This window comes from Pedobacter sp. JY14-1 (assembly GCF_029269825.1).
GTDB lineage: Bacteria > Bacteroidota > Bacteroidia > Sphingobacteriales > Sphingobacteriaceae > Pedobacter.
This window is the reverse complement of sequence record NZ_JARJHU010000008.1, coordinates 19,300-38,692: the sequence shown is the minus strand read 5'-3', so window position 1 is coordinate 38,692 and position 19,393 is coordinate 19,300. Positions and strand designations below refer to the sequence as shown.

The 19,393-nt window shown below is 48.6% G+C and carries 13 protein-coding genes; 8 read left to right on the top strand and 5 right to left on the bottom strand.

The genetic code is table 11. The features are described 5' to 3' along the window. Window positions 1-9: 9 nt before the first annotated feature. The 4 genes from P2W84_RS13795 to P2W84_RS13780 form a co-directional block, all read right to left on the bottom strand. Entirely contained in the window at window positions 10-3,015 is a 3,006-nt protein-coding gene (locus P2W84_RS13795; protein ID WP_276090732.1) for a TonB-dependent receptor, read from the bottom strand. Between the two features lie 242 nt (window positions 3,016-3,257). After that, a complete protein-coding gene (locus P2W84_RS13790) occupies window positions 3,258-6,152 on the bottom strand; it encodes a triple tyrosine motif-containing protein (protein WP_276090731.1) in 2,895 nt (964 codons plus the stop codon). Next, on the bottom strand, window positions 6,149-7,081 hold the full coding sequence (locus tag P2W84_RS13785) for a rhodanese-related sulfurtransferase (RefSeq protein ID WP_276090730.1): 933 nt from the start codon (window positions 7,079-7,081) through the stop codon (window positions 6,149-6,151). The genes P2W84_RS13790 and P2W84_RS13785 overlap by 4 nt, the downstream gene beginning before the upstream one ends. An 85-nt stretch (window positions 7,082-7,166) precedes the next feature. Continuing rightward, window positions 7,167-7,847 carry a Sir2 family NAD-dependent protein deacetylase gene (locus P2W84_RS13780; RefSeq protein WP_276090729.1) on the bottom strand — a complete coding sequence of 227 codons (681 nt, stop codon included), beginning with the start codon at window positions 7,845-7,847 and terminating at the stop codon, window positions 7,167-7,169. 231 nt (window positions 7,848-8,078) lie between these two features. Here P2W84_RS13780 and P2W84_RS13775 point away from each other — a divergent pair, with 231 nt between their 5' ends. From P2W84_RS13775 to P2W84_RS13760, 4 genes are all read left to right on the top strand, one after another. After that, window positions 8,079-9,155: a cellulase family glycosylhydrolase gene (locus P2W84_RS13775; protein WP_276090728.1), complete on the top strand. Its 1,077-nt coding sequence runs from the start codon at window positions 8,079-8,081 to the stop codon at window positions 9,153-9,155. A gap of 4 nt (window positions 9,156-9,159) precedes the next feature. Next, window positions 9,160-11,322: a hypothetical protein gene (locus P2W84_RS13770; protein WP_276090727.1), complete on the top strand. Its 2,163-nt coding sequence runs from the start codon at window positions 9,160-9,162 to the stop codon at window positions 11,320-11,322. Window positions 11,323-11,394: 72 nt separating this feature from the next. Further along, window positions 11,395-12,222, top strand: coding sequence for a HAMP domain-containing sensor histidine kinase (locus P2W84_RS13765; RefSeq protein ID WP_276090726.1), 828 nt, complete (start codon window positions 11,395-11,397; stop codon window positions 12,220-12,222). Window positions 12,223-12,313: 91 nt separating this feature from the next. Beyond that, window positions 12,314-13,483, top strand: coding sequence for a C1 family peptidase (locus P2W84_RS13760; protein WP_276091373.1), 1,170 nt, complete (start codon window positions 12,314-12,316; stop codon window positions 13,481-13,483). Between the two features lie 83 nt (window positions 13,484-13,566). On the opposite strand, the gene P2W84_RS13755 is transcribed toward P2W84_RS13760, so the two are convergent. Next, window positions 13,567-16,014 carry a DUF5686 and carboxypeptidase regulatory-like domain-containing protein gene (locus P2W84_RS13755; protein WP_276090725.1) on the bottom strand — a complete coding sequence of 816 codons (2,448 nt, stop codon included), beginning with the start codon at window positions 16,012-16,014 and terminating at the stop codon, window positions 13,567-13,569. 74 nt (window positions 16,015-16,088) lie between these two features. Here P2W84_RS13755 and kbl point away from each other — a divergent pair, with 74 nt between their 5' ends. The 4 genes from kbl to P2W84_RS13735 are packed head-to-tail and all read left to right on the top strand — an operon-like array spanning window position 16,089 to window position 19,328. Further along, entirely contained in the window at window positions 16,089-17,276 is a 1,188-nt protein-coding gene (kbl, locus tag P2W84_RS13750; protein ID WP_276090724.1) for a glycine C-acetyltransferase, read from the top strand. A 29-nt stretch (window positions 17,277-17,305) separates the two neighbouring features. Further along, window positions 17,306-18,343, top strand: a complete 1,038-nt coding sequence (gene pheS, locus P2W84_RS13745; RefSeq protein ID WP_276090723.1) for a phenylalanine--tRNA ligase subunit alpha — start codon at window positions 17,306-17,308, stop codon at window positions 18,341-18,343. Further along, window positions 18,340-18,753 carry a hypothetical protein gene (locus P2W84_RS13740; RefSeq protein WP_276090722.1) on the top strand — a complete coding sequence of 138 codons (414 nt, stop codon included), beginning with the start codon at window positions 18,340-18,342 and terminating at the stop codon, window positions 18,751-18,753. The genes pheS and P2W84_RS13740 overlap by 4 nt, the downstream gene beginning before the upstream one ends. After that, window positions 18,753-19,328, top strand: a complete 576-nt coding sequence (locus P2W84_RS13735; RefSeq protein WP_276090721.1) for a TetR/AcrR family transcriptional regulator — start codon at window positions 18,753-18,755, stop codon at window positions 19,326-19,328. Before P2W84_RS13740 ends, P2W84_RS13735 begins: the two co-directional genes overlap by 1 nt. Window positions 19,329-19,393: the final 65 nt, after the last annotated feature.

Here is a 19,393-nt window from a genome sequence, read left to right as displayed (position 1 = left end):
TTGAATCGATTAGAATGTTAAGTTGACACCGAAATTGTACGTAGCATATAATGGATAAAGGTTAGTGTCAATACCCGCATTGGTCGGCGTACCACCGATTTCAGGACTGAAACCTTTATATCCAAAAAGGTTCACCGCGTTCTGTGCATTCAGAAACAGCCTTAGTCTTTGTGCTTTCCATTTAGAGGTGAGTGCTGCAGGCAGGGTATAGCCCAGCTGTACATTTCTCAGCCTGATATAGTCACCGCTTTCTACATAGAAGGAGTTTGGCGCATTGTTAAGGCCACTGGCCAGGTTTGTAGAAGCGTAAGTATTGGAAGATCCTGCCCCGTTCCAGCGGTTATTATAGAAATCCTTGGTATAGTTCTCATTTCCGAACCTGTTGGCCAGGTTGGAATTCATAATGTCCACACCCGCTACTCCCTGAATGTCCAGTGTCAGGTCAAAATTTTTGTAAGCAAAATTGGTATTCAGGCCATAAGTCACCTTTGGATTCGGGTTGCCCAATACTACCCGGTCACGCGAATCGATCACGCCGTCATTGTTAATGTCAGCATATTTAAAATCACCTGCTTTAAAGCTGTTGCTGGTCCATTCCGCAGCTTCGGCAGCATTCTGGAACACACCCACCACCTGGTAGCCGAAGAACTCACCGATCGGCCTGTTATTAATTGTCCTGGTCGCCAGGTATCCGCTGGTCAGACCAGCACCGCCAGCATAGATCGGGTTGTTGCCGGATGCCACATTAAGTACTTTGTTATCGTTGATGCCGACGTTACCGCTGATGGAATAGGTAAAGCCGCTTTCATTTTTATCTGACCAGGAAGCCATCACTTCGTAACCCCTGTTCCGGATATCGGCCTGGTTACTGGTAATCCCATTTGCACCACCCAGACTTCCAAGGATCGGAATAGCGAAGATCGCCCTTTCTGTTGTGCGGCTGTAATAATCCGCCTCAACTTTCAGTCTGTTTGCCAGGAAGCCCATTTCCAGGCCCACATCCATACCATTACTCCGTTCCCAAAGCAATACAGGATTGACCAAAGTCGTATTGCCAGCACCAGTGTGAGGTTTTCCGCTAAAGAAGGCCACGAGTTCACCGCCCTGATTGATCAAAGCTGTGGAAGGGTTTACTGGGATTCCGGCATTACCGATCTTACCCCAGCTTCCGCGGATTTTGAGGTTGCTGAGCAGCTTCTGGTCTTTCATAAAATCCTCGTTACTCACCACCCAGCCTGCGCCGATAGAGGGGAAATCGCCCCAGGTATTTTTGCCGAAGAATTGTGAGGCACCGTCCCTCCTGAAAGAAGCATTCAGTAAGTATTTATTCCTGTAAGCATAGTTTACCCTCGCAAAATAAGAATTGAAAGTTGCCAGCTCTCCGCCGTCCTCCACAGCCTTGGTGCCCGCATTGCCCAATGCCAGATAGAGGTCACTTGCAGAATTGTAAGGTACGCCCTGCGCTTCGGCATTCAGGAAATAATACTTTCTGCGTTGAGCCCCCTGCCCGAGAAGTACGGTAAACCTGTGATCTTCCAGTTGTTTGTCGAAAGTAAGTGTGTTTTCAATGATCCAGTTGCGGCGTTCGGACCGGTCGATATCCAATTTGGAAATTGTGGTCTGTTGGCCGGTAGTCGCTTTGTATTTTGGAACATAACCCAATACTTCCTCTTGCGAAAAGTCACCGCCGGCACTGGTCCTAAAGGTGAAGTCTTTCAGAAACTTCAGTTCTGCGAACACGTTACCTGTTACGTTGTACTTTGTTGTCCTCTGGTTAAAGAAATCCAGCGTCGCCTGTGGGTTTACGTTACTTCCGTTACCCAGGTTAAAGCTGGCCGGATCGCCGTAAGATCCGTCTGCATTGAACACAGGGACTACAGGCGAGGCGGCATAAAGTGCCCGGAAGATCGTTGTTGGTGCGTCGTTAGACCGGCTGGATGTTCCCGCAATGTTATAGCCGATCTTTAAGGGCTCGAACAACTGGATATCATTGGAAAGTCTGGCCGTATAACGTTTAAAATTGTTCTTTTTGACGATTCCATCCTGATCCAGGTAACCAAGGGAGAGGTTGTAGGTAGATTTCTCTGAACCACCGTTTACAGAAACCTGGTGGTTGGTAATCAGGGCATCCCTGAGTACCTGACCGTACCAGTCAGTTCCTGTTCCCAAATTTGTATTGGTAAATAAAGGCGCCTGGCCCAGCAATGCATAGGCTTCATTCACTGCCGTAGCATATTCTGTCGCATTAGTCATTTCTACTTTATTCGTCACCTTCTGAAAACCGACTGTTCCGTTATACGTAATGGTTGGGTCCCCCTTCTTACCCTTAACTGTAGTAACCAATACTACACCGTTTGCACCGCGGATACCATAGATAGACTGTGCCGAGGCATCCTTTAAAATGCTGATGTCTGCGATATCCGATGGGTTCAGGAAGTTGATGTTGTCATACCATACCCCATCTACTACATAAAGCGCGCCTGTATTGGCATATAGTGTACTCGTTCCCCTGATATTGATCTGAGGCGTCGACCCTGGCGCACCCAGATTCGTGATCTGCACGCCGGCAACCTTGCCCTGCAAGCCGCTGACCGGGTTAGGAGAGATCTGCTTTGCGATTTCCTCACCCTTAACCGTCGCCACCGAACCAGTCACATCCAGTTTCCTTTGTGTACCGTATCCTACCACGACCACCTGTTCCAGCATTTCTGAAGAAGCGGAAAGATTCACATTGATCGTCGTCTGATTGTTTACTGCAATTTCGCGGTTGGTATACCCTATATAAGAAAATACCAGTGTTGCATTTGCCGGGGCGCTAATGGTAAACTTTCCGGCTGCATTTGTCGTTGTTCCTGTTGTAGTACCTTTTACCAGTATACCCACACCGGGCAGCGGGGTATTGTCTGCCGAATCCAGTACAGTGCCTGACACAGTGATGTTCTGTGCCGACACGATGCCGGTAACAAGCAGAAATAGTAAGGTGAAGACAGAAAACCGAGTAAGAATTCTTTTCATACGTTTAATTATTTTAGTTAGTTAAATCTCAGGAGATGTAACAGCGAAAGCAAAAAAACGGCCTTCACATTACTACATCAAACCTGTAGTCTCTACTCTCAGAACAAGCTATACCAAGTCTTGTTTTCATAAAAAAAGCGTTTCTTATATCCGCAAGGCAAAAAACGGTACTACACGGAGTCGTTAAGAAAAATAGTGTCTGAAAGCAAAAAAAGATGGGTATGAGAGGTAATGATGTAGTGTTATAGCTCCATCAGGAACTCTGAAAGGTTCTTGTCATGAGGTACTTCAAGCTTCTTGCGCAGCCGGTAACGCCGGATTTCAACACCACGCAATGAAATGTTGAGCAATGAGGCCATTTCCTTACTGCTCATATTCATGCGCAGATAAGCACAAAGCTTCAGGTCATTAGGGACCAGATCAGGATGGTTTGCCTTCAGCTTCTTGAAGAAACTCTCATGTGCCTCATTGAAACTGTTCTCGAAAAGGTTCCAGTCCCGCTCGTCGTTCATGCCTTCATCGATCACCTTCTGTATCCTGCGCAACTGGTCTTCGCCCAGCAGGTTCCCATTGGCGTCTTTCAGCTTCAGTATCTCCTGGCTGATCTTCTGCAGCAATTCATTTTTATACACCAGGCTCATCGCCGAATTGGCCAGTTCCCTGGTCTTACCGTCCAGTTCAACCTGAAGCTTTTCGGACTGAAGCCTGATGATCTCACGCTCGCTGGCTTCTGCCTCTTTCCGCAAAGCCTCGTCACGCTCAGCCTGCATACGCTCGGTGATCAGCAGGCTATCTTTTCTAAGTTTGCGCTCATAAAGCTTTCTGCCCAGCAGTAGCAGACCAGCCGCCATCAGTGCATAAATCAACATGGCCCATTCATTAAGATAAAAGGGGGGCAGTACAGTAAACTTTATACGGGTAATCTCGCTGATCAGCTGATCATTTACCTTCGCCCTTACGCTGAACACATAATTGCCCTGGCCCAGGTTGGTAAAATCCTTTTGCGATACTGTTTCCCATTCAGACCATTGCCGCGAATAACCCTCAAGGTAATACTGGTATGTTACTTTCCCCTGGCGGTACCAGGGCAGGGCATAAGCGATCCGGATATTATTACGGGAATAAGGGATTTCCATATTTATTCCGCTATTGCCTGTCTCGCTCAGCAAGGCATGTGTATCGGTAATGTCCTCGATTTTCCGGACGAGCACCGCTGGTAGTTGAACAGCCTGCCCTGCAGCTCCCTTATCGGAGTGATAGATCACAAATCCGTCATCCACACTGATCAGGTAAATGCCGTTCCCGATCCTGCTGATGTTCTCATAATATTGTACCATTCTTCCGTTCAGTGCACTGAAGGTATTGGAATCTATATCGATCCTGCCTGTTTTTGAGAAATCCGCCAGGGCCGTTTTGCCGTGGTTGATGAACCAGTACTTGTTTTGCCCTGCGTCAATGATTTTGTTGGAAGCGGCAAAAGTGCCTAGTGCCCTATTCAATGCGGTGTATGCCGTAAAGTGGTTGCTGATCTCGTCGTAAGTGTAGAACCCATGGTCGGAGGAAAAGACCAGCTTGTTCTGCAATGAAAAGATATTGATGTTGAAATCCTGCGGCAGGCCGTTGCTCTGGCTGTAATAATTGCTGCTGACCACCCTGGTCAGGCCCTCATCAAGCCTCAGCCGGTACAATCCTTTATAGGCATGCGCTACCCAGATATCACCACGCTCGTCCTGTTCCACATAACGTGATGGTTCACGGAAACCAGCGATTTCCCTGGAAAAGACCCATTGCCCCCGGGTATCTTTCCGGAACAGCACCAGGCCGTTATAGGCCCCCTGGATCAGGTACTCTGGGTTAGAACGGAGTTTTTTCAGCGTCCAGCCACCCGCAGCATAGGAAATACCGGTAAAACGATCACCCTCTACCCGGAAAGTACCTCTGTTGTGTCCGCAGAATAACTGGCCGTCAATTTCAGTCAGGTTCCATACCTGGCCCTGCGAGCCGGGCACCAGACGGAAATTGAAGGCATGATAGGTGCCGCCTGTTCCTTTCCAGGGTGCATAAAACAAACCCTGGTTGGTGCCAAGATAAATGAACCCTTTATAGATCAGGCTTGAATAGACGGTTCCGAACTGGCCGCTCTGGTCAAAATAGGCATATAACGGAGAATTCAGCTCAATGCGGTCAATGCCATTATCCAATCCCAGCCAAACGTTTTGGTCGTTGTCAGTGAACATGCTCAGCACCGTATTGTTCTGCAGGCCGCTGGTCTTATTCATCTGCTGCACCATATTGCCCTCCTCATCCATCATCACCACACCGTTCAGTATGGTTCCGAAGGCATAATACCGGCCCATGATGAAATTGCCATTGTTCAGTTGGTAGCTTTTCAGGAATGTACTCACTGCAGGGGCGAAGCGGGTAAACTTTTGCCCGTCATAAAGAAAAAGGCCGTCGTTGCTCGTACCCACCAGCCACTGCCCGTTGCGATAAGGCAGTATCGTCATGACCAGCGCCGGATGCTCCGAACCCTGGTTCTTCACAGGCAGCAACTGGTCTCGCTGCAGTTCAAAGATGCCCTTGTTCAGCACCTCCACATAGTATTTGCCGCCTAACTGGTGCATGAACAGGAAGCCCTCCGGCTTTCGTACCACGCTAATGCGGCCTCCTTCATAAATGAAAATCGATTTGAAAGACTGGAAAATCACTTTTTTACCATCAGCATAGATCTTCCAGACCTCATCTTTAATCGCATCCGGCTTAGGGATCAGTTTTATCAGCGAAGTATATACCAGCCTGTTGTCCCGGTAAGACCAGTAGCCGAATTCGCCGAAACCCCCGGTATAAATGCGTCCGTCCCTGGCCGCCACTGCCCGCACGATCTGCCGGTTGGGCATTTCATGCTGTTCCCAGTACCGGCCATCGTAGCTGAGCAGCCCCTGTGCATTGCCAAAATAAAGCACGCCCTGCTTGTCCTTGGTTACAGACCAGTTCTGGTTGCCTGAAAGATAGACCGATTTGGGATAATTCTGGATATAGGGTACTCCAATGCTTTTGATGACCTGCGCTGAGCCGGTAATTGTCGAAAAGCACAAAAGAAAGAGAAAGGCCAGGTATTTCAGCCTCAGGAAATTCATGCCTTGTTTACCGGCTGCGGTACCTTCACATAATAACCTGTGCCGTCGTAGGTACGCTTTCGCGGATGTGTGGTACATTCCACAGAACAGCATCCCTGGAGTTCTTCGCCACATTGGTCGCACTGTGTAAAGTGCTCATTGCATTCAGGGTTTGCGCAGTTGATCATTTTGGGAGTTGTCCTGCCGCAATTCCTGCAGGTAGATACTACTGTCGGGTTCACCCTGTTCACGTCAACTGCAACCCTGTTGTCAAATACGTAGCATTTTCCTTCAAAGTTCTCGCCACCTGCTTCCTTCCCGTACTTAATAATGCCACCATGTAACTGGTATACATCACTGAAGCCGTGGTGGAGCAATAGCGCAGAAGCTTTCTCGCATTTGATGCCGCCGGTGCAATAGGTCAATACCTTTTTGTCTTTATACTGTGCGAGTTCATTGATCTTTTCCGGGAAGTCCCTGAAGTTGTCAATATCCAGCGTTACTGCATTTTTAAAACGGCCCAGGTTGTGCTCATAATTGGAGCGCACATCCAGCACCACGACGTCGTCACGATCCAGCATATCCCGGAACTCGGTTGGCTCCAGGTGTTTGCCCGTGCGCTGATTGGGATTAATGATATGCGGATCACGTAGTCCTGAATGGACGATCTCTGCCTTGTAGCGGCAGTGCATCTTGATGAAGGAAGGCTCTTCCACATCGTCGATCTTGAACTCCAGTCTGTCAAAGCGTTCATCGGCCCTGATTGCCGCCATATAGGCCGCGCAAGCTTCACGGGTACCGGAAACGGTGCCATTCAGGCCTTCATCGGCCACGATGATGCGGCCGGTGAGGTTAAGCGATTTACAAAAAGCCAGATGGTCGGCAGCAAACTGTTCTGCCTCAGCTATAGGCGTATAGCAATAGTAAAGTAATGTCTGAAATGCTGTCATTTTTCATTGATACCGCTGCAAACGGCGTTTAATGCGGTGCAAAGATAAAGATTATATTCCTTTTGTTCAAGAAACCGTTCACGGCTCAGAAAGCCAGCAGCTCATTTACCATTTGGGACACGCCTGCTGTTGCGGGCGCTTCAATCTTCTTAAAATTGCCGCTGACATACGGTATTTTACGGTCAATGATGTATTTTACCGAATCATAAGGTGCATAATCCGTCAGTCCGGCCGCAGGATATACATTCAGGGAAGTGCCGATGACCGCAAATACATCTGCCTGAAGGCAAAGCGCGGCAGCCTTTCTCAGGTTCGGCACATCTTCTCCAAACCAGACTACATGTGGCCTCAGCGGAAGTCCGTGTGCACAAAGGTCGGTCATCTTCAATTCCCAGCCATTTATCGGGTAAGTCAGGCCCGGGTCTGCGTCGGATTGTGATCTGGTAATTACTCCATGCAGGTGCAGGACGTTGGAAGAACCTCCGCGTTCATGGAGGTTGTCTATGTTTTGGGTGATGATATGTACTTCATATTTTTCCTCGAGTTTAGCCAGTGCTTTGTGGGCATCATTAGGCTCAGCCGCCAGCACGTCTTTACGACGTTCATTATAAAATTGTTGCACCAGTTCCGGATCGCGGTGCCAGGCCTCTGGTGTGGCAACATCCTCTATCTTGTGGCCTTCCCAAAGCCCGTCGGTATCCCGGAATGTCTTCAGCCCGCTCTCGGCGCTGATCCCTGCACCGGTAAGTACCACTATTTTTTTCATTCCGAAAGATACTTGTTTTGAATGGTAATGCCATGCAGTACCGGCGGACCATTAACGGTGCGTTGTCGCACCCAGAAGGTGCGTTAAGGGTGCGTCAATGGTGCGTGAAAGGTAGGTCAAGGGTGCGTCAGGGATAGGTTCAGTACGGATCTGCAACCAATTGAAAAGAGAAGTATGAAATCACAGATGCTATTGTTACATTCGTTTACTTACAACCAAATGAAACCGATGATGAAAAAGAACCTTTTCTCGCTGAGCTTGCTTCTGGCGGGTATGTCCCTGGCCATTTTCCTGGATAATGAGGCCCTTGCGCAGACAGCGCAACGCTGGAGCGTTCAGAAAGCGAATGCCTGGTATGCCGGGGAGCCCTGGCGGGCCGGCGCAAACTATACTCCTGCGTCTGCCATTAACCAACTTGAATTCTGGCAGAAGGAAACCTTCAATCCCAGGGAGATCGACAAGGAACTGGGATGGGCGGAAGGGATTGGACTGACCACGTTGCGCGTGTACCTGCACGATATGGCCTGGAAGCAGGACCCGGCAGGTTTTAAGGAACGCATGAAGACCTTCCTGTCCATCGCAGACAAGCATCATATTAAACCACTTTTTGTGTTCTTCGATGATTGCTGGAATGCAGATGGCGCAACAGGCAGGCAGCCGGAACCAAAGCCAGGTGTACACAATTCAGGTTGGGTTAGAAGCCCGTTCAAACCGGTGCATGATGATGCGCAGCAATGGGGCTACCTTAAGGAATACGTGCAGGATGTGCTCAAGACCTTCAGTAAAGACAGGCGCATACTGCTTTGGGACCTGTACAACGAGCCGGGGAATTCGGGTAACGGGTCGAAATCGCTGCCTTTGCTGAAGGCTGTGTTTAGCTGGGCGCGAGAAGTTAATCCATCGCAGCCACTCTCTGCAGGAGTATGGGACGATAAGCTGACAGCACTGAACGAATTCCAGATAGCCAACAGCGATGTGATTACCTACCATAGTTACGACGTGGTGGCGGTCCATCAGAAACGTATTGACGGGCTGAAGAAGGAAGGACGTCCGCTAATCTGTACAGAATATATGGCCAGGCGCAATGGCAGTACGTTTCAGACCATTTTACCGATGCTGAACAAGCAGAAGATCATGGCGATCAACTGGGGCCTTGTGGATGGCAAGACCAATACCAAATATGCCTGGGATGAGCCGGTCAGTGATGGTTCAGAGCCTAAGCTCTGGTTTCATGAGATCTTCCGAAAGGACGGCAGCCCTTACAAGAAAGAGGAAACGGATCTGATCCGGTCGCTGACAAAGAAATAGGGAAATGAAGAAGGAGATTTTGCTGCTGGGACTGGTCCTGGCTGCCGGTATGGCAATGGGGCAGAAAATCACGCCCAGGGAAAGGACTGCGTTTCAAACAGGAAGTGCATGGAGGCCGGAGATTGATGTGCGCTCAGATATTGCGATCGTATATGGTGCGAGAGATCATAAGGATATGACTTTTGAACAAAGGGTCGCCAGCTGGCGGAATAAGGGCTACAATACACAATTCATGACCGGGATTGCATGGGGAGAATATCAGGATTACTTTCTGGGCCGGTGGGACGGTAAAAACCACCAGGACATCGGACAGGTGGAACGTGACGGGAAAGTGATCTGGCACGGCGGCGGGGTGCCTTACATCGTACCTGTGGCATCTTTCCTGGATTATATGAAAACCGGAATTATCAAAAGGGTGATTGATGCAGGGATTACGTCTATTTTTCTTGAGGAGCCTGAGTTCTGGGCACGTGCGGGCTACAGCGAGGTATTAAAACAGGAATGGAAGAAGTTTTACGGATTTGACTGGCGACCACAGCATGAGTCGGCAGAAAATACGTATTTGTCTAATAAGCTGAAATATCAGCTGTATTACAATGCGATCAGAGAAGTATCGGAATATGCGAAAACTTACGGAAAGCGCGCAGGGAAAGATATCAAGGTATATATTGCTACCCATTCACTGATCAATTATGCCTCGTGGCGCATTGTGAGCCCGGAGGCAAGCCTTGCTTCCCTACCCGGAATTGACGGTTATATTGCGCAAGTATGGACGGGCACTTCGCGCGAGCCTACTTACTACAACGGAAAACGGCTGGAACGGGTGTTTGAGAATGCCTTTCTGGAATATGGCTCTATGGTGTCGATGACCGCACCTACCGGACGTAAAATGTATTTTCTGACAGACCCGATTGAAGACTGGCCGCGTGACTGGGGCGATTACAAGCGCAATTACCAGGCTACCTTTACGGCAAAGCTCCTTTACCCGATGGTCAATAATTATGAAGTAATGCCCTGGCCCGAAAGGATTTATACCAGACCCTATAAGCTGGCGAACGGGGGAGGGGAAGTGCTGATCCCGAAATATTATGCTACCCAGATGCAGGTAATGGTCAATGCATTGAACGACATGCCGCTTGCCCCCGACCGGGTAACTGGTATAAACAGTATCGGGGTACTTATGGGAAACAGCCTGATGTTCCAGCGGTTCCCTGAGCATAAGGGATATGACGACCCGCAGTTCTCCAATTTTTACGGACAGACGCTGCCCCTGTTGAAAAACGGGGTGCCGGTACAAACTGTACATATGGAAAACCTGGGCTTCAGGAATACGCTGAAAGACATCCGGGTGCTGGTCATGAGCTATGCAAACATGAAACCTTATGGGGAAGAAGTGCACCGTCACCTGGCAGACTGGGTAAAACAGGGCGGTGTGCTGGTGTATTGCGGGGCGGATAAAGATCCTTATCAGTCGGTAATGGAGTGGTGGAACAGTAAGGGGATGAATTATCAGTCGCCGTCGACGCACCTGTTTGCGATGATGGGTCGCCATACTGATACTGGTGAGCGTTTTACTTACGGAAAGGGTACCGTACATGTCATCCGGCAGGACCCTAAGGAGTTTGTATTGAATAAGGGCGGAGATGCCGGATTCCTGAAAGTGCTTGCCCGGGCCTTCGAAACAGACGCAAAAGCCGGCAAGCTGGTCTTTAAGAACAGCCTCTACCTGAGACGCGGTGCATATGATATTGTGGCCGTTCTGGATGAACAGGAAGGATCGGAACCTTACCATATCAGGGGCCCGGTAATCGATCTTTTTGACCCAGCCTTACCGGTTGTTGAAGATAAAGTGGTCATGCCTGGAGAACAGGGCTTTGTGTACAATCTGCAACGCGTAAAGGATTTAAAAAGACCTCAGGTACTGGCCGCGGCATCGAGGGTATATGAAGAGCAACATTCCGAAAGAGCTTACGAATTTGTATGCAAGAGTCCGGCTAATACGGTAAATGCCATGCGGATTTTACTGCCTGAAGCGCCGGTCAGTGTCGAACTGGATGGCAAAGCTGCTGCGCTTGCCGGAAAATCCGAATGGGACGCACGTTCGGGAACGCTTTTTCTGGGTTTTGATAATCATCCTGAAGGAGTGCACGTTCGTATAAAGTGGTGATAAATTTTATTTTCCTGAAAGGTATATTTTTTTGCTATTTTTGAATTGATCAATCATTTAACCGTTGAGGATATGACTTTGAAAAGACTTGCCATGCGTCGTCATCAGTTGTTTCCGAATTACAGGATATTGGTAAAGCATGTACGGGAACAGGAATTGCGGGACCAGCGCCGCTTAAGGGAACTGGAACTGAAGTATGCGCAGCAACTATCACGTGAGAAGAGCCATGAGGACTTTGTGCACATGGCGGTACATGAACTGAAATCGCCGGTAACTGTATTAAAGGCTTATCTGCAGATGATGGGTATGAAGCTGAGCAGGGAGGAACAGCATACGCTCTTATCGACAATAGAGAAAATGGACGTTCAGCTTGACCGGATCACTCACCTGATCTCGGATTTGCTGGACGGTACCAGGGCGGGATTGGGTACGTTGCATTGCCTGATGAATGACTTTGACATTAATGAGTCTGCGAGGGTATGTATGGCGAATCTTAAAGCTGCACATACAGATTTCGTAACAGAACTGGATACTGATCCGTCGGAGCCTGTGGCTTATGGTGACCGCGAACGCATTGAGCAGGTCATGAATAACCTGCTGACGAATGCGGTGAAGTATTCGCCCGGAGAGAAGTATGTGAAGTTGCAGACGCGGCTTGTTGAGGGGCAGATAGTGGTAAAGGTAACAGACCATGGAATGGGTATCCCGGAACATAAGCAGCAGCAGGTGTTTGATCAGTTTTACCGTGTAGATACGGACGGAGGTAAAAAGGTACCCGGACTGGGGTTGGGGCTGTTTATCTGTGCGGACATCATCAGGAAGCACAGTGGCCAGATTGGTGTATCCAGTCGTGAGGGCGAGGGCTCGGAGTTTTGGTTCAGCCTTCCTTATCGCGGCTGAGCACGTTTAATTACTGCCTGAAAATATGTATGTTTGCTATTGGATATTATAAATAGCTAACTTTTTAAACATACAAATGACTAAAAATTTAATGAAGTCCTGGTGCCTTGCGGCTGGTTTGCTGCTGGGGCCGTTTGCAGGCATTGCACAGGATAACCTGGTGAATTCACTGAAGAATAACCAGAGCGATGCGAGTAAGGAGAGTTTTAAATTTACTCCCGTGATCAATGTGGAGGTGACTTCTGTCAAGAATCAGAAATCAGCGGGCACTTGCTGGAGCTTCAGCACCAATTCCTTCCTGGAATCAGAGATGATCAGAATGGGTAAAAAGCCGGTTGATCTTGCAGAGTTGTTTACCGCGCGGAATGCCTATGTAGAGAAGGGGATTAATTACGTGCGCATGCATGGTGCCCTTACACTGGGCGACGGCGGCGCATGTCATGACGTGATCAACATGCTGGCAAAATACGGCGCCCTGCCGCAGGAGGCTTACAGCGGCAATGATTACGGCAGCCCGGGTTCTTCTGACCGTATGAATAAACTGACTGAGGCGATTTTGAAGAAAGCAGTTTCCGGTGACTTCGATCCTTCATGGAAGGAAAGGTACATCCGTACGATCGATTCCTGTATGGGCGCTGTACCGGAGAAGTTTACTTACGAAGGTAAGGAATATACACCGAAGACTTTTGCTAAGGAGGTGGTAGGTATCAATCCTGAAGATTACGTAGAACTGTCTTCATTCAATACTTCTCCTTACTATAAGAAGGCCGTACTGATGGTGCCGGACAACTGGTCTTATGACCAGGTATATAATGTGCAGATGGATGACATCACGAAGACCATTGATTATGCACTGAAGAATGGTTTTACGGTTGCCTGGGCTTCTGATGTGAGCGAAAAGGGCTTCAGCTGGAAGAACGGTGTGGCTTATGTGCCGGAGAAGGATTTTTCGAGTATGAGTGCCGCGGAAAAGGCAGCGATGTTCAACGGGCCGAAACCTGAGAAAGAGATCACAGTGGAGATGCGCCAGGCTGCGTTTGACGATTATGAGACTACTGACGACCATGGCATGCAGATCACTGGTTTGGCGAAGGACCAGAATGGCAGGGAGTATTACATTGTGAAGAACTCATGGGGGGCTTCCAATGATTACCAGGGTTATTTATATGTGACCAAGAATTTTGTGAAGTATAAGACGACTGCGTTTTTGCTGCATAAGAAAGGGATTCCTTCCGACATCAGAAAGAAGCTGGCGATCTAGCCGACCATTGGTTGAAGAGATTTCTCTTTCGTTAAAATGAATGATATACAGGGGCTTTTTGCCCCTGTTTGTTTTAGGGACTATTACAGGTTGTAGGTTAGCCTGAAGCCGTGCTGCACACGTTTGTTGCCGTCATAGGCAAAGCCGTAGGCGGCACGGAAGATGAGCCGTTGAAGGCCGAAATAAAACTCGGTATAGTTCCTCTTGACAGGTTGGGTAAGGTAGCTCGCACCGATGACTTCTTCCAGTTTGAGCTTACGGAGTATGGGCACCTTATTGGTGAGAAGACCGGAAAAATTATGTTCGTAATGAAACTCCGCATATTCACGATCGGTACCGTAAAGATAGAAATCCAGAAACAGGAACCGCCTGATGTCAGGTTTGCTGAGAAAGGAATTATTGCCTCTGAAATGCTGCGCTTCCGGATAGTAAATCTGATTGCGGTTGAAGAATTTACCAATACCCGCGACAAAAGAAGAGTAGCCGAGCATGCCGGTACTGATCCGGGTTTCTGAGGCCTCGAAGGACAACAGGTCGTAATCTACATCGCTGCCTAGCATATGGTTAATGCCTTTGCGGTAGCTGAGCTTCAGCACCGGGTATTTAGAGGGCTGGTAGAATTTCCCGTCAGGCCGGGTGATATAGGTTTGCCCGATGGTGTAGGTCAGCGAGGCGGAAAGCGTGAGTGCCCGGTATGTAGGGAAAAGCGGGGTTTCGGTAGCAGGGCTGAAGGGATTGTTGGAGGTGAATTGTTCATCTTTGAGGTCCCTGATCTTAAATGAACTGGTATTGCGGAGCCAGGTATTCCATGAGTAGTCCATTTTCAGATCTGCCAGCAACCCATTGCTGAGTTCGCGGGAGGTGCTGATATTGACGAATTCCTTCTTGTAAAATTTGGAGAAGTTGGTTTCAAAGAAAAGGGTATTGAAGGTGTTGGCAAAAAGGCTCATTGAGCCCAGATTGTTCAGGTCATAAATACCTGAACCGCCGCTGACACTGATCCCTGCAAGTTTGGTCGGATCGTAATAATAGTTTGCGCTGAGGTTACCGGTAAGCAGCTTATTGGAAAAACCATACCTGAGCTCGGGGCGTATGCTGTAGTATTTGCGGTCATCCAGTTGCCGGGTATAAGTGAGTGCCGGCTTCAGGGCAAAGCCTTCAACGGTATTGTAAAGGAAGCTGCGGTAAAAGGGGTCAAAGCTGTAGGATTTTTTCTCATAGCGGTTGTTGATGGTATAACCGCTGACAATGAATTTGATGGCCCCGAACTGGTTATTGGCCTTTTCCAGCGAGTCAAGGTAATGCCTGGATACCTTAAGGGCTTCCAGGCTATCCTTACGTCTGTAGTCGCGGCGCTCTTCTGCGGTAAGCGGTATAGGCCGGTTGTTAAGCCAGAAAAGAGAATCTTTTTTGTTCACGGCCTTATTGACCTTAAGGATCTCACCATTGAAGTAACCCTCAGGGAATTCCGGATGGAGATTATAGTTACTGTAAACACCTATATAATAACCTGCGAATTTGAAACCGAAAACATCGCCGTAGAATTGAAAGTGGACGTTGGACGGCATATAGGTCTGATCTGTCCTGAGGAACTGCTGGGAGATATTCAATGTGTCGAGCAGGTTGATGCCGGTGTTTTCAGTGAGATAGACATGGGCACTGGTAAGGTGATAGGTATTATCCACTATGTAGATATGGCCCCGGAATACCGGGTCGTAGTTCCTTCTGGGCAGGAGTTCTATCTTATAAATCGTGTTGTCGTCTTCCGTGGTGGTGCCGACGAGCCTGTAGCGGTAGTACCGCAAGGCATTGTCTGCCAGTGGGGAAATGAAGCCCCTTGTACTCAGCACATTTTCAAGTTGTATGTTCTCGTAGAAATTGATGACGAGATCTGATGCCTTGTTAAAACTGAAGGCATTGTTTCTGCCCGCTACCTTGGAGGAAACCATTTCTTCGCGGATCTTTCCGGGATGCTGGTAGGCAAAACGTGAGGTAGATTCGGAAAGATAGAGGATACCATGACGATTGGTGTCCAGATCGAGCGTTTTCTGGATGTCACGCCCGAAAAAGCGCTTTGGAGCCCCGACAAGTTTCTGTACGCCTTTGATGTAGACATCGGCAGTGTAGGCTTTGACTTCATTGAGGTGAATGCCCCGGTTGCGTATGGCCTTCCGCATGATGTCCATCGCCGGGTCTTCGCCTCCGGGTGTAATGGTGATGTTGCGGAGGGTGTAGGCCTCTTCCCGGAGTGTGATGTCTTGCCGCACGTCACCACTGATGTCGAAATACTGTTCAGCCGGGCTGTAGCCTAGTGCCCTGTACACAATAGTTGCTGCGCCGGAACTGACGCTGAAACTGTAAAAGCCGTCTATGTTGGCGGAAGTGCCGGTGGTCGTGCCCTTGATGTAAACGGAAGTAAAGGGGACGGGCTGGCCGTTGCTGTCTTTTATAGTGCCGCTGAGTTTGTAGGTTTGCGCGTAACAGGTAAGAGCAATGAGAACAACTACCAGCGTCAACAAGCTTTTTTTCATAGTGGATTAAAAACAGAAATATAGCATTATAGTTTGATTTGTATACCTTTGGCCATAACTAATCGAATTTATTTATGTATAAAACACTACAGCCGGTGCTGCAGCAGGAGCTGGCACAGATAGAACAGGATGGATTGTATAAGCGGGAAAGGATCATTGTAAGCCCGCAAGGCGCGGACATTAAGATCAATACGGGCCAGGAGGTCGTTAACTTTTGTGCGAACAACTATCTTGGACTTTCTTCCCACCCGGCTGTAATCGCAGCAGCTAAGGCAGCAATTGACAAATATGGCTATGGCATGTCTTCGGTGCGTTTTATCTGCGGTACGCAGGACGTACATAAAGAACTGGAAAAGAAGATTTCTGAGTTTCTGGGGACGGAGGACACCATTTTGTATGCGGCGGCTTTTGATGCAAATGGCGGGGTGTTTGAACCTCTGCTGAATGACCAGGATGCAATCATCTCTGATGAGCTGAACCATGCTTCGATCATTGATGGCGTGCGCCTGTGCAAGGCAAAGCGGTTCAGGTATAAAAATGCGGATATGGCAGACCTGGAACAGCAGCTCATCGCCGCAAAGGATGCACGTCACCGGATCATTGTAACTGACGGTGCATTTTCTATGGACGGGGTGATCGCCCCGCTGGATAAGATATGTGACCTGGCGGATAAATATGAGGCGCTGGTCATGATCGATGAATCACATTGTACAGGCTTCATCGGTAAGACTGGCCGGGGAACGCATGAGCATTTTGGGGTAATGGACAGGGTAGATATCATCACCGGTACGCTGGGTAAGGCGCTGGGTGGTGCGTCCGGTGGCTTTACCTCGGGCAGGAAGGAGATCATCGATATGTTGCGCCAGCGTTCAAGGCCTTATTTATTCTCAAATACGCTTGCGCCCGCGATTGCCGGTGCATCAGTAGCGGTACTGGATTTACTGAGTGAGACAACTGATCTTAGGGATAAACTGGAGCAAAATGCGGCCTATTTCCGCAGGAAGATGACGGAGGCCGGCTTTGATATTAAGGAAGGGGTACACCCGATCGTGCCGGTAATGCTTTATGAGGCAAAGCTGGCGCAGGAGTTCGCGACCAGGATGCTGGAAGAAGGTATTTATGTAATCGGATTTTACTATCCCGTAGTCGGGCAGGGTAAAGCGAGGATCAGGGTGCAACTTTCTGCAGCACATGAGCAGCACCATCTGGACAAGGCGATCGCCGCATTTACGAAGGTGGGCAAGGAGCTTGGGGTGATATAAATTGTATAAATAGCTGTATATTTGAACCCATGTTACAGGATAAGATCACTCAGTATACTGCAGAGATAAACGCGTTTTCGACGGATAAGGCCGATGAGCTGGAACAGTTCAGGATCAGGTTCCTGGGCACCAAGGGGATCATTAAGGATATCTTTGAAGAGTTTAAGGCGGTGTCTCCTGAGGAAAAACGGAGCTTGGGTAAGGTGCTTAATGAATTTAAGCAGCTTGCAGAAGCTAAATATCAGTCACTAAAGGAGCATTCCGACGGAACTGAGGTTGCTGCAGACAGTGGTCTGGACCTGACCTTACCCGGTGAGGGTTTTGATGTGGGGACACGTCATCCGCTGGCGCTGGTAAGGAAGGAGATCATCGGCATTTTTGAGCGGTTAGGTTTTGTGGTGGCCGAAGGGCCGGAAATTGAAGATGACTGGCATAACTTTTCAGCATTGAACTTCCCTGAGGAACATCCGGCAAGGGATATGCAGGATACTTTTTTCATTAAGAAAGGTGGAGAAAAGGGTGATATCGCACTTCGGACACATACTTCTTCAGTACAGGTAAGGATGATGGAGGCCGGTAAACCGCCATTCAGGGCGATCATGCCGGGAAGGGTGTACCGCAACGAGGCGATCTCCGCAAGGGCGCATTGCTTTTTTCACCAGGTGGAAGGTTTGTATGTGGACGAGAACGTTTCCTTTGCCGACCTGAAACAGACCCTGTTTTATTTTGTACAGGAGCTATATGGTGAAGGTACTAAGGTAAGGTTCCGTCCGTCTTATTTTCCATTTACAGAGCCTTCTGCGGAGATGGACATTTCCTGTACCATCTGTAAGGGCGATGGTTGCCAGATGTGTAAGCATAGTGGCTGGGTAGAGATATTGGGTTGTGGAATGGTGGATCCCAACGTGCTGGAGAACTGTGGTATTGACAGTAAGAGATATAGTGGTTTTGCTTTCGGAATGGGGATTGAGCGTATCGCCAACCTGAAGTTCGAGATCAGGGACCTTAGGTTGTTCTCAGAGAATGACGTACGTTTTTTGAAACAGTATAAATCTGCACTGATATGATAAGGAAACTTGCCGGATTTGGATTGGTGCTGCTGCTCTTTGCCTGTGGTAAAGGGGACCAGGCAATACCGAATGTGGCAGTGAACTATACGGCCCCGCTTACGGATCCGAGACTGATCAAACTGAGCAGTCCCGGTGGTGCGGTACTGGTAAATGGCTACGGTGTGGCCGGACTGATCATTTACCGTAAAAGTGATGGTAGCTATACGGCTTATGACCGCTGCAGTACAGTGGATCCGGAGCGTAAGTGTGCGCTGGTGCTGGATGACCCCAGCTTCACGGCAACGGATAAGTGTACAGGTGCTAAGTTCCTTCTTGAAGACGGCAGCCCGGCGAAGGCTCCCGCCAAGATATCCCTTAAGCGGTACAATGCGTTTGTTGCCGGTAATAATATACACGTGACGAATTGATGGAACCGGAAAAAATTAAAGAGAGTATCATAAGGGCTGCGAAGGAGCTTTTCAGGAAATACGGATATCATAAGACCAGTGTCAATGAGATCGCTAAGAAGGCACGTATCGCAAAAGCCACCATCTATAAGTATTTTGACAGCAAGGAGCAGGTATTGGATGCGATACTTATGGACTATCTGGACCTGAACCTAAAGGAAATCCTCAACAATAAGGCACAGTTTTCGGATGAACAGGAGCATTTGAAGGCTTTGGTGATGAAAACCTGCCGTTTGACCTATACCGTCTGCAATGAATTTATCGGCTGGGACTTTGTCCGGGAGAACACCAACTCACAGGAGTTTCTGAAGCATTTGTCCGACCAGCTGGAGTCGTTATTGTTGTCTGCCTATTCTCAGCTCGATAATTTTAAGAACAATCCGTCGCGTAAGGAGGGGCTGGCGTTCCTGTTAAAAGCAAGTAAAAGTATTGTATTCTCCTTTGCGTTCACTTCGGTAAGTGATTCGGATGTGCGCAAGAACTTCGTAAGCTTTCAAAAAGAGCTTCTGCCTTTCCTTGTTAAGGCAGCACTATAGACCGGTTTCTTCTGTACCAATTTTGCTTTTGGTTCAAAAATGGTTATATTCGATGTATATCGTTG